General features: G+C 28.2%; 11 protein-coding genes. 10 read left to right on the top strand and 1 reads right to left on the bottom strand.

All coding sequences use genetic code 11. From position 1 onward, the window contains the following. Nucleotides 1–50 precede the first annotated feature (50 nt). From IPP08_06020 to IPP08_05980, 9 genes are all read left to right on the top strand, one after another. Nucleotides 51–512, top strand: a complete 462-nt coding sequence (locus tag IPP08_06020) for an MOSC domain-containing protein (GenBank protein QQS67717.1) — start codon at nt 51–53, stop codon at nt 510–512. Between the two features lie 7 nt (nt 513–519). Beyond that, the gene (gene sppA / locus IPP08_06015) at nt 520–2,355 is read left to right on the top strand and encodes a signal peptide peptidase SppA (protein QQS67716.1); all 1,836 of its coding nucleotides are present in this window, start codon (nt 520–522) and stop codon (nt 2,353–2,355) included. Between the two features lie 106 nt (nt 2,356–2,461). Continuing rightward, nucleotides 2,462–4,396: a T9SS type A sorting domain-containing protein gene (locus IPP08_06010; GenBank protein QQS67715.1), complete on the top strand. Its 1,935-nt coding sequence runs from the start codon at nt 2,462–2,464 to the stop codon at nt 4,394–4,396. Between the two features lie 62 nt (nt 4,397–4,458). Continuing rightward, nucleotides 4,459–5,118, top strand: a complete 660-nt coding sequence (locus IPP08_06005) for a heme exporter protein CcmB (protein ID QQS67714.1) — start codon at nt 4,459–4,461, stop codon at nt 5,116–5,118. A gap of 111 nt (nt 5,119–5,229) precedes the next feature. Continuing rightward, nucleotides 5,230–6,264 carry a cytochrome c biogenesis protein CcsA gene (gene ccsA, locus IPP08_06000; GenBank protein ID QQS67713.1) on the top strand — a complete coding sequence of 345 codons (1,035 nt, stop codon included), beginning with the start codon at nt 5,230–5,232 and terminating at the stop codon, nt 6,262–6,264. A gap of 119 nt (nt 6,265–6,383) precedes the next feature. Further along, complete coding sequence (locus IPP08_05995) at nt 6,384–6,764, top strand: cytochrome c maturation protein CcmE (GenBank protein QQS67712.1); 381 nt, start codon at nt 6,384–6,386, stop codon at nt 6,762–6,764. Nucleotides 6,765–6,776: 12 nt separating this feature from the next. Next, the gene (gene ccsA, locus IPP08_05990; GenBank protein ID QQS67711.1) at nt 6,777–9,149 is read left to right on the top strand and encodes a cytochrome c biogenesis protein CcsA; all 2,373 of its coding nucleotides are present in this window, start codon (nt 6,777–6,779) and stop codon (nt 9,147–9,149) included. A gap of 15 nt (nt 9,150–9,164) precedes the next feature. Next, nucleotides 9,165–9,716: a transcriptional repressor gene (locus tag IPP08_05985; GenBank protein ID QQS67710.1), complete on the top strand. Its 552-nt coding sequence runs from the start codon at nt 9,165–9,167 to the stop codon at nt 9,714–9,716. 160 nt (nt 9,717–9,876) lie between these two features. Next, on the top strand, nt 9,877–10,347 hold the full coding sequence (locus IPP08_05980) for a hypothetical protein (GenBank protein QQS67709.1): 471 nt from the start codon (nt 9,877–9,879) through the stop codon (nt 10,345–10,347). A gap of 62 nt (nt 10,348–10,409) precedes the next feature. Here IPP08_05980 and IPP08_05975 read toward each other — a convergent pair whose 3' ends face one another. Beyond that, nucleotides 10,410–11,450, bottom strand: a complete 1,041-nt coding sequence (locus IPP08_05975) for an aminotransferase class I/II-fold pyridoxal phosphate-dependent enzyme (GenBank protein ID QQS67708.1) — start codon at nt 11,448–11,450, stop codon at nt 10,410–10,412. Between the two features lie 18 nt (nt 11,451–11,468). On the opposite strand from IPP08_05975, the gene IPP08_05970 reads away from it, so the two are divergent. After that, nucleotides 11,469–12,191, top strand: a complete 723-nt coding sequence (locus IPP08_05970) for a 2-phosphosulfolactate phosphatase (GenBank protein QQS67707.1) — start codon at nt 11,469–11,471, stop codon at nt 12,189–12,191. The last annotated feature ends 61 nt before the right edge of the window (nt 12,192–12,252 follow it).

The following is a 12,252-nucleotide window of genomic DNA, read 5'->3' as shown; positions in this document are numbered from 1 at the left end:
TACTCTTTATAAATTCTTATAAACCATCAAAATACATTAAATTATTATTAATGAAAGGACATATTTTTCAGATTAATCATTCAAATGGAGGTGTGCCTAAATTTCCTATATTTACTAGTGATGTTAATGAATATGGTTTGATATCAGACATACATAATGATATGAATCATCATGGTGGACTTGATAGAGCAATCTGTTTGTATTCCCTTGAATTAATATTGAAATTACAAAAAGAAGGGAATCATATTTTTCCAGGTTCAATTGGGGAAAATATTACTACTACGAATGTTGATTTTAATTTGTTTCAACCTGGACGAATAGCAAAATTTGGAAATGATTTAATTTTAGAAGTAACATCTTTCACAACACCTTGTAGTACAATAAAATCTAGTTTTAAAAACGATTATTTTAATAGGATTTCTCATGATTTAAATCCTGGTTGGAGTAGAGTCAATTGTAAAGTTATAAAACTTGGTACTATAAATACTTCAGATTTAATAGAAATAATATAAATAAATAATGACATTTTTTAAGACTTTTTTAGCTAGTACACTGGGTGCTTTAATAGCATTTTTATTAACATTTGGAATATCATTATTTGTAATAATTGGGATTATTGCTACAGCAGCCAAAGATATTACTAATGTTTCAGAGTCATCAAGTTCTAATAAATTAGATGTTAAAGATCAAAAAAATAGAATAATTTTAGACATTGATTTTCCATCAAAAATTGATGAATATTCTGAAGGTATAGTTTTTTCAAAAACTAAATCATTAACTTTTCTTGATTGGATTCAAAAGCTCAAATATGCTTCTAAGGATACTAGAATCTCTGGTATTTGGTTGAAGCCATGCGGATTTGCTGGTAGTTGGGCACAAGCAGAAGAGTTAAGAGAGCAATTAGTTAATTTTAAAAAAAATAAAAAATTCATTTATTCAAGTGGAATGAATTATGATGAAAAAGCATACTTTCTTGCATCAATTGCTGATTCAGTTTTAATTGATCCTGCTGGACAATTTGAAATTAATGGAATTTATTCTACTCTAGAATTTTACAAACCTTTATTAGATAAATTAGGTGTTAATGCACAGGTTACAAGAGCAGGCAAATTTAAAAGTGCTGTTGAACCTTTTTTATTAAATCAAGCTTCTGAAGAAAGTAAGTTTGTTGTAAATAATTTAATCTCACAAATATTTACAAGGTTTACAAATACTATCTCTTCAGCTCGTGATATACCCGATTATCAATTAAATGAAATCATTAATAACAATTCTTTATTAACACCAAATGAAGCTAAAGAATTCAATTTTATTGATGGTATAAAATATCAAGATGAAATAATTGATATGTTCAAAAATAAATTAAAAATTCCTATCAAAATTAAAATTATTGATGATAATGATAATGGAAATTTAAAAGGATTAAATTTACTTAAATTAAATGATTATGATGTTGAAATAGATAATGAAAATTTAGAGAATAAAATTGCATTAATATATGTTCAAGGTAATATACAATCTGGGAAAAACGGTTATAATCCAAACCCAATATTTGGTGGGAATGGAGTTGGTAGCTCAAGTTTTATAGAATCTTTAAAGTCTGCTCGTGATAATAAAAAAGTAAAAGCTATAATAATTAGAATAGATTCACCTGGAGGAAGTGCACAAGCAAGTGACAATATGTGGAGAGAAATTGAACTCACAGAAAAGATAAAACCAATAGTAATATCAATGGGAAGTGTTGCTGCATCTGGAGGTTATTATATTGCATCAGCTGGTGAATGGATTATTGCTGACTCATCAACAATTACAGGATCGATAGGAGTATTTTCATTATCATTTAATGCAAAAAGATTTTTTTCAGAAAAACTTGGCATAAATACTGAAACTATTAAAACAAATCCAAATGCAGATATTATGTTACCAACAAATGATTTAACAGTTCAACAACAATTTATTCTTTCTAAAAATGTTGATTCAATATATTCTAAATTTTTGGATGTAGTTTCAATTGGTAGAAAAATTTCAAAAGATAGTGTAAATTCAATTGCTCAAGGTAGAGTTTGGACTGGGATTGAGGCAAAAGAAGTTGGATTAGTTGATGAGATTGGAGGATTAGATTATGCAATTCAGGTCACTGCTAAAAGATCTAACTTGAAGGGTTATTCATTATTAATTTTACCAAAGCAAAAATCTTTTTTTGATAAAATCAATGATGCAATTGATAACACAGAAGAATCAGTTTTGAGTTTTATCCATAATAAAAATAGTACACAAGAATACAAAGATTTAATTGAAGAAATGATGAAATCGAGCGGGGTTCAAGCAAGAATGAATAATATTTTAATTCAATAGTATTTTAATTAAATAAAATTTTATATATTTGCATCGAATTATTATATTGGGTGTCTTGCTTGTTTTGGACTATAATTAAATCAGAATTTTTAAAATTTAAATCTTTATGATTAAAAAATATGCCTTTTTATTTGTATTTATTACAATTATTTTAGGACTTTATTTTAAACGAAGTAATTCTACAACCGCTGGAGCTGATAGAGTTTATGTTGGTGAACAAACATGTATGGCTGCTAATTGTCATGAAAAAGCGTATTCTCCTGAAAGTTCTTATAAAGGAGCTCAAGAATTTATGAATACTTTTCATCAAAAGATTCATTTAAGACCATCTCCATCTACAGTTAGAAATGAAAGTGATTTTGTTAATAATAAGGTAGTTAAATTAAGATACTTTAATACTGATTCAGTTGAGTATAATTTTTCTAAAGAAGGATTTGATTATTATATACAATTCAAACTGATTCCATCCGGTGATGCTTCTTCTAAAATGAAAGTTGAATACACTTATGGTGGAAACGGATGGATGCAAAGATTTCTTGTTAAAATAAATGATCAATATTATTATCCACCATTTCAATTTTCTGGTACAGATTATAAAGAGTGGAAAGATTCAAATAGGTATTATGCTATAGATGTAAATAAATGGTCTTATTTAGATACAACAACAGGTCATTACAAATTATACAATTTTAATACACAGCAATTTAGAAATGTTGCTTACGATAAAACATGTGTTTATTGTCATGTTAATGGTTTTTCCACTAAAGTTGAAATTGTTGGTAATGACACTACTTATAGAGGAAGTTGGTATGGAAAAGATAAAGGAGATTTAAAGATACAAGACTTAAATATGAATATCGGATGTGAAAGTTGCCATGGTCCTGGCTCTGAACATGTTGCAAATCCAATAAAAGGGAATATATCAAATGCAAATAATTGGGGTAATTCAGTTTCTTCAACAGATAGGAAACTAGATTTATGTGGTCAATGTCATACTAGAATGGCAAGTAAAGGATTTCCAGCATTTACATACCCTTATGTTGATTCTTTAAAAAGATCTTTTTTACCTGGTGACACACTCTTTAATTTTCAAAAAAGTCCTACCGCAGGAGGTCAATATAATTGTGATGGAATTCATTCTTATGCTCATCATCAAACTGTTCAAGATTATAGACATTCAGTAATGTATAAAAAGCATGCATTAGTTGATGGATGTTGGGAGTGTCATTCTCCTCATACTAACGGAAATAATGGATTACCTTTTCAGTTAAAAAGGGATTTTTATTCTTTAAGTAAAGGAGAGGGTTGCTTAGTTAGTGGTTGTCATGCTGATAAGGCAAGTACTATTGTAAATGATAAAGGTTTGGTTGTAAATGGACATACAAAACATTCATTAGAATCAAGTAAATGCGTGAATTGTCATTTCTTTAAAGGTGCAGTTATGAGGTTTACAAATGGCAGAGATTTTAGTAATCATACTTTCATGGTTGTCAAACCAGAAGTTACTAAGCAATATAGAAATTGTAATATACCACAAGGAATGCCTAACACTTGTGCATTATCTTGTCATAACAATGGTAGGGGAAACAGAAATAGTAAACCTGGTGACAAAGAAGCACCATTCTGGGGAGTTGAAGATGATGATGCAGGAGATTTTAGACAAAATTCAGATATAGAATTAGCAGATTCTTTAATGAAAAAATATGCAATAATGTATCCAGAATATTCTACTGCAATTTTTGAAAAAGTTGAAGTAACTTCAACTTCAATCAATTCTATCTCACCAAATCCAGCAATTACGAATACTTTAATTAAATTTGGAATTAAGTATAATGAAGATTTAAAGTTAACAGTATCAGATTTGGATGGTCATGAAGTTAAGTTGCTTGCATTTGGGGCACACAATAAGGGTTCTTATAATGTTAATTGGAATTTAACTGATGAATTAGGTCAAGTGCTTCCAAGTGGAGTTTATATTATTAACTTAAAAACTAGTAGAACTAATTCTTCCCAGAAGATGATTATCATGAATAATAAATAGTTATCAAATAATATCATTATCAATTTAAAACAAACTTTTTAAATTGAAAAATAAATGATCTAATGATTTTTTCACTCATAAAAAAAGATCTTCAAAGCGAGTTAAGGCAGCGATACGCTCTTAACTCGCTTTTAATGTTTGTACTTGTTTGTCTGACCGTAGTTTCTTTTGCAATGGCAAATGAAAAATTATCAGAACAAATTATTTCTGGTTTAATTTGGATTGTGATGTTTTTCTCTGCAATAATATCACAAGGGAGATCGTTTGTTTCTGAAGAAGAAAGGGGCACAATATTATTATTAAGGCTTACATTATCACCTGGTAATGTTTTTTTAAGTAAGTTAATGATTAATATAATTTTTGCTATTATTACTAATTCACTAATTGCAATTTTATTTTTTTTACTAATAGGAGATAATACTGTTAAACTGCCAATCGAGTTTTTTACAATGATATTTATTATGAGTATTGGTTTTGCTTCTTCAATGACCATTATATCTGCAATTATTTCTCGTTCTCAAGTAAAAGGAGCATTATATCCTGTTTTAATTTTTCCGATAATTTTACCTCAAATGTTATTGGGTATAGATTTGATTAGAAGAGTTTTAATTGGTATTAACATGAATAATTTTATTTTAGACTTATTTATATTGATTGGGTATATCATAGCATTATCAATGTTAAGTTGGGTACTTTTTGATTTTATTTGGAAAGAAGATTGAGTTTTAGAAACTATTCTATTTAACAATAATTACAATTAATTTTTTTAAACCCAAATAAATTAATTTTTCATAAATTGGATTATACATTTTAAATTTTAAACTTATTTTAAATTGAAGGGGATATTAATTGGAGGTGCTTTTATAATTTCAACTTGCTTAGGGTTTCTACCAAACGGAATCTCAAAAGCTAAACCATTTTGGTGGAAACTATTATTAATAATTTCTGGATTATTAACAATATTAATGGGTTTAGGAATTCAAACAGGTGGTTCCTTCGTTGGAGTTTCAATGGTTGCTGTAGGCCGTGAAAGTGGAGCTAAAACTAATTTGTATGCCAAGGTTTTATCCATAAATGATAAGGAAGTTACTTTAATAGATAATGATAGTAATATTAAAACAATATCATTTTTAAATAATTCCTCAATTCTTGATTTAAAAATCAATCAAAAATTAATAATCGAGACAAGTTTTGATAGAACAACAAAAAAATTTACTGGATATAGAGTATTATTAATTGACCCGTATTTAGTATTACCATTAATTCCTCAATTAGAAGAACGGGCAAGAAATTTATATTTTCATGTACCTACAGCATGGTTAACACAACTTGCATGGTTTATTGCATTTGGTTATGCAATTGCTTACTTAAGAACTCGTAAATTGGAATATGATATGATTGCAGAATCGGCAGCAATTATTGGCTTCTTATTCTGTATTTTAGCTACAACAACTGGAGCTGTTTGGGCAAAATTTAATTGGGGTAAATTTTGGAATTGGGATCCTAGACAGACATCCATCTTTATTGTAATGCTAATTTATGGTGCATATTTTGCTTTAAGATCTTCTTTAAATAATCAAGAAACTAAATCCAAAATTTCTTCAATCTATTTGATTCTTCTATGTTTACCTGTTGTTTTTTTACTCTTTGTTTTGCCTAGGTTAATGGATGGATTACATCCAGGAAGTATGGGAGATTCAAATTCAGGACCTGTTTTATCAGCAAAAACAGATTCATTAGATTTTACAAAACAAGTAATTTATTCTATAAGTTTATTCCATTTTATTTTATTATACTTTTGGCTAGTAAATATTTCTTCAAGAACTAAAATTTTAAAACTTAATACTCAAAATGACATTTTTAGTTGAAAATTCAATATTTGTTGTTCTAATTATAACGATGATAATTTATATCGGTGTAATATTAATGATTGTTAAAATGGATAAGAATATTAAATCACTCGAAAATCAAATTAGTACAAAAATAAATGAGAGTTAAATATTTGATTGGAATTGTATCAACTATTTTATTAGTAGTTATTGCACTTGTTGCAGTTGAGAATAAAAAGATTGATTATATGGATTTTTCAACTGCTGAGAAAAATGGTAGTAGAGCTCAAGTAGCTGGAAAGTGGGTTAAAGATAAAGGATGCAAATATTATTCTGAAAATAATACTTTTGTTTTTAATATGATTGATAATAGTGGTAAAGAACTTGAAGTTGTTTTAAATGGAGCAAAACCAAACAATTTTGAGTTATCTCAATCAGTAGTTGCAACTGGAGAAGTAGAAAATGGTAAATTTAAATGCTCAAATGTTCTTACTAAATGTCCTTCAAAATATGAAGCCGATAAATTTTCAACTGAATAATATTATTTTTAAATGATTGGTGGTTTAATAATTGCTTTTTCAATTACATCTGCATTAATAAGTTTAATTGGTTATTCAATCAATTTAACTTCAACAAATCCAAAATTAATATCAATTGCAAGAATTTGTTTCCATGCAACTGTAATGTCTTTTATGGTTGCTTGTTTTTATCAGATGTACAATATCTTGAACTTAGATTTCACCAATACTTATATTTGGGGGCATGCATCGACTCAATTAAGTAAGCCTTTATTAATGGCAACTTTTTACTCAGGACAAGAGGGAAGTTTTATGTTATGGACTTTATTAACAATGATTATTGGAATAGCAATATTAGGTTATTCTCAAAAAGTTGATTATGAAAAGGAAGTGATGGCAACTTATATGCTTGTAATAGTCTGCTTGCTTTTGATTTTAGTTGTTAAATCACCTTTTGAGACAATTTTTGCATCATTCCCAGATCAAAAAATTCCAGAAGGATTCATTCCAACTCAAGGTAAAGGTTTAAATCCAACTCTAGAAAATTTGTGGATCACAATTCATCCACCAATTCTTTTTACTGGATTTGCTTCAATGACTGTTCCATTTGTTTTTGCAATTGCAGCATTAATAAAAAAAGATTATCAGAAATGGGTAACTATAGCAATTCCTTGGGTTTTATTCTCTTGTATGGTGTTAGGTTTCGGAATAATGCTCGGAGGCTTTTGGGCATATGAAACTTTAGGTTGGGGAGGCTTTTGGGGATGGGATCCAGTTGAGAATTCTTCATTAATACCATGGTTGGTTTGTGTAGCTCTATCACATACACTATTAGTTCAAAAAAAAACTGGTAAAATTCTTACTGGTTCAAGTGATAGTATTGGGGGTTATATCAAAACTAATTTTGTTTTAGCCATCTTGGCTTATGGATTAATATTGTATTCAACATTTTTAACAAGAAGTGGAGTATTAGGTGATACATCAGTTCATAGTTTTGTTGATCCTGGTAATTTTATTTATTGGGTTTTATTATCAATAATAATTCTATTTATTTCCATAGGTTTTGGTACTTTTTTTTATAGAATTAAAGATTTAAAAACTAGTTCTAAAAACTACAAGTTAATATCAAAAGAAAACGCTTTAGGATTAGGTTCAGCAACTATTTTAGGTTCTGCTTTAGTGGTTTTTATTGGTACAAGTTGGCCAATTATTACTCCTTTGTTTGGTAAAACTAAAGCTGCAATTCCTGCTGATTTTTACAACGACATTCATTTACCTTTAGCAATTATTATAACTTTATTGAATGGATTGTCTATTAAATCAAATTGGAAAGAATCAAATCTAAATGACTTTTTAAACAAACTAAAATATCCTTTTGTATTTTCAATATTAGGATCAATAGGATTATATTTATTGGGTATTAAAGATTTTGTTTTCATAATTCTAGGATTTACTTCACTTTTTGCATTAAGTACAAATCTTCAAATTGGATATAAAGTTATAAAAGGAAATCCAAAATTTATAGGCGCATATGTTTCACATGCTGGAATTGCTCTTTTGATGTTAGGAATAATTTTCACTTCAAGGTATAGTCAATCAAAACATATAAGATTAATTGAAGGAGAATCTTCAAATGCTTTTGGATACAAAATTACTTATAAAGGAGCTGACAGAATTGAGGAAGAAAGAACAGATTTAGAAAAGCATAGGCATAATATTATTCTTGAAAAAGATGGTAAACAATACACAGCTAGCCCTATAGTATTTTGGAGTGATTTTAATAAAAGGGAAGGTGCTTTCTTAGAACCAGGAATTCATTATACTTTAACAAAAGATATTTATATTTCTCCAAAAGAAATTGATGTTGATGGTGGAGATCCAAAACTATCTTTTAAAAAAGGTTCAAGTTTTACTGTTCCATTTGATTCAACTATTAAGGGTACATTTGTAAAATTTGATATGAGTCGTGGAGCAAGTGAAAATTTACAAGGAGCAATGTTTCAATTTATATCTGGAGATTCAACCATATCAGTAACTAGTTTTAGACAGTTAAAAGATGGTAGTTATAGGACAGAGTTAATTCCAGGAACTGATGTTAAGGTAGGCTTTTCAGACATTAAAGTTGATAAAAGTGATTTATCGAAATCTGAAGCAATAGTAACATTTTCTTCTCCAAGATTTCCTCCTAAACCGACTAAAAGAGTTTTTGTATTCGATGCATCAGTAAAACCATTTATTTCATTTGTTTGGATTGGTGTTATAATTATGGTGCTTGGGTTCTTTTGGTCAATTATAAGAAGAAAGAAAGATTTAAATGAAATGAAGGCTTTTGATAATTCATTAGATGAAAAAGTTAAGAATAATATGGAAATAGAGAATCAAAATCCTAAAATTGTTGTAACTTAAGCTTTCAATTTATTTATGCAAACTGATAAGACTAAAAATATTAAAAAAGAATCTATAGTATCTAGTCATATAGAAACTAAAGAGATAAACCGTGAAGATAGAATCTTATCAGAAGAACAAAAGGTAAATGCTCATGAAATGTTGAAAAAATTTTTAGAGCATGAACAGCAAAGATCAACTAAGGAAAGATTTAAAGTATTAGATTTTGTTCTAAATTATGGTGGACATTTTAATGCTGATGAGTTGTATGCTGATATTCTTTCAAGGAAGCAACAAAATGTAAGTAGAGCTACTGTTTATTCTTCATTAGAGTTATTTGAAAAAGCAGGAATAGTTGTTAAACATCATTTTGGTGGTTCAAGAAGTTATTATGAAGTTAATTTTGATGAACCAAATCACGATCATTTAATTTGTATAGATTGTGGACACATATCCGAATTTGTACAACCAGAGTTAGTAAAAATAAGAAAAGAAATAGCAGAAAAAGCAGGTTTAAGAGTTAAAGATCATTCTTTTCAAATTTTTGCGGAATGTTTGAATCCAAAAGAGTGTGAAAATAAAAGCTAATCAATTTATATATATTTTTGAATACAAGGGGTATTATGTCACCTAATTAATTCTAATCCTTTACTTTAATATTTTTTAATATACTCTTAGTTAAATTTAGTTATTTTAGTACTCTCTTATTTTTCAATCATTATATTTAACTTAATCATTTAAACAAGAAATGAAAAAATTTTTAACTTTATTTGTTCTAATTTTTGTTATTGTAGCTAAATCAAATGCTCAGTTTGTAATTGGTGGAAGTTACTTGGGTCCTCACGTTTGGCTTCTAAATAGCTTAACTATTTTTGGTGCTGACTATGAATATGGTTTGGCTAAATTAGGTCCTGGCAAATTTGGGATTGGTGCAAATTTAGATTATTATAGTACTGATTATGCATCTATTATTTGGGTTGGAGTTACTGGACTTTACCATTTTGATGTAAACAATCAAATAGATCCATTTGTTGGATTAAATTTATATAACTCAACTGTATCATATAAAGATAATTTTTCAACTGGTGGTACCTCTGGTATTGCTTGGGATATTTATGGAGGAGCAAGATATTTCTTTACTCCTTCTTTGGCTGGTAACCTTACTGCTAGCTTTAGAGGTGGTATTAATTTAAGAGTTGGTGTTGATTTTAAATTATAAAATTTTGTAATTCTTATTAAAGCAGGTGAATAAATTATTCATCTGCTTTTTTATAATAAGAATTATCTTTTGTAATTATTAATAGATTCTAATAAAATTTTACTCGCTAAAAATACATCATCAGAAGAAACATCTTTATAGAAAACAGCTCTTAACTTCCCTTTAAAAGCTGATGATAACAATAAACCTTGTTCTTTACAAAATTTGCAAAATTCGTATGGGTCAATATCTTCAATTTCAAAAATTAATATATTAGTTTCAGGCTCAGATATGAGTTTAATTGATTTGTTGATTGAAATTAAATTAGCAAATTCTTTTGTGTTATTATGATCCTCCTTTAGTCTTTGGAAATTATTTTCTACAGCATAAATCCCAGCTGCAGCTAATATTCCAGCTTGCCTCCAACCTCCTCCCCATATCTTCCTGTACTTTTTAGCTTTTATTATGTTTTCTTTTGTTGAAGATATAACAGACCCAATTGGTGCACCTAATCCTTTTGACAAACAAACAGATACAGTATCAAAAAATTGAGCATATGATTTTAATGAAATATTACTTGCAACACTCGCGTTCCACAACCTTGCCCCATCAAGGTGTAAAGATATATTATTAGATTTTGCAATTTCACTCAAATCACAAATATCTTGTATAGGGACTACCTTCCCTCCAGATTTGTTATGGGTCTGTTCCAAACAAATTACACTTGTCTTTGGTAAATAATATTCATTTTCTCTTATTGAATTTAGAACATCAATTTTGTTTAGGCTACCATTAAAATTTGGAATTGTATGAAGTTGAATACCAGATAACAATGAAGGAGCAGCAGTCTCATAATTAAATATATGACTGTCATAACCTAAAATTACTTCATCTCCTGGATTCGATAGTACTTTTAAACATAGTTGATTACCCATTACACCTGTAGGAACAAAAAGTGCAGACTCTTTTCCTAGTAAAGACGCAATCAAATTTTCAAGTTCGTTTACTGTTGGATCTTCTGAATAAACATCATCACCTACTTTTGCTTGCATCATATATTCAAGCATTTTAATTGAAGGTTTTGTTAATGTATCACTTCTTAAATCTATAATTTTGTTATTCATTTTTTTTTTAAAATATAAATGTCAGTTTTAGAATGTAGTTTAAGCAATTTTCCTATATCAAATTACAATTTATTATGCAAAGATAAATTGGTTATTGCAATTGACACTTTAAGAGCAACAAGTTGTATTGTTACAGCATTGGCTAATGGTGCTAAATACATTATTCCAGCTTCAAGCATTGAGGATGCAAAATATATTAAAGCAAGTTTAACTATTCCATCTTTGTTGTGTGGTGAAGAAAATTGTATTAAAATTGATGGTTTTGATTTTGGCAATTCGCCTTTTGATTTTTCGATTGAAAATGTTTCAGGGAAAGTAATTTTAATGAAGACTACAAATGGAACAAATCTATTAAATAAGTCTATTGGTTCTAACAAGGTAATTTGTGGTTCAATATTAAATATCAATGCAATTGTTAAGTTTGTTCAAAATCAAAACTCAAATGTATTATTTTCTTGTGCAGGAACAAATGGTGAAGTATCTTTAGAAGATAATATAACCGCTGGTTTTATTTTTAAAGAATTATTAAAAAGTAAAAATGTAGTTACCTATGATTCATCCTTGTTAAATTCAGTTGTTTCTACTTCAATTGCTGAAGCTGATATTTTTAGTTTTATTTCATTGAGTCAACATGCCCAAAAACTCATAAATCTAGGGTTTAATGAAGACGTTAAATTTTGCGCTCAAAATAATCTATTTGATATTGTTCCCTTCTACTCAAAAGGTATCATTAGATTGTAAATTATATTTCAATAAATTGAACCTGTATTTACTTTAAAAACCCTAAAAAAATTGTTATCAA

The organism is Chlorobiota bacterium (assembly GCA_016700335.1).
Lineage (GTDB): Bacteria > Bacteroidota > Ignavibacteria > OLB7 > OLB7.
The sequence above is the reverse complement of the archived record's forward strand: the minus strand, read 5'-3'. Positions and strand labels throughout refer to the sequence as shown.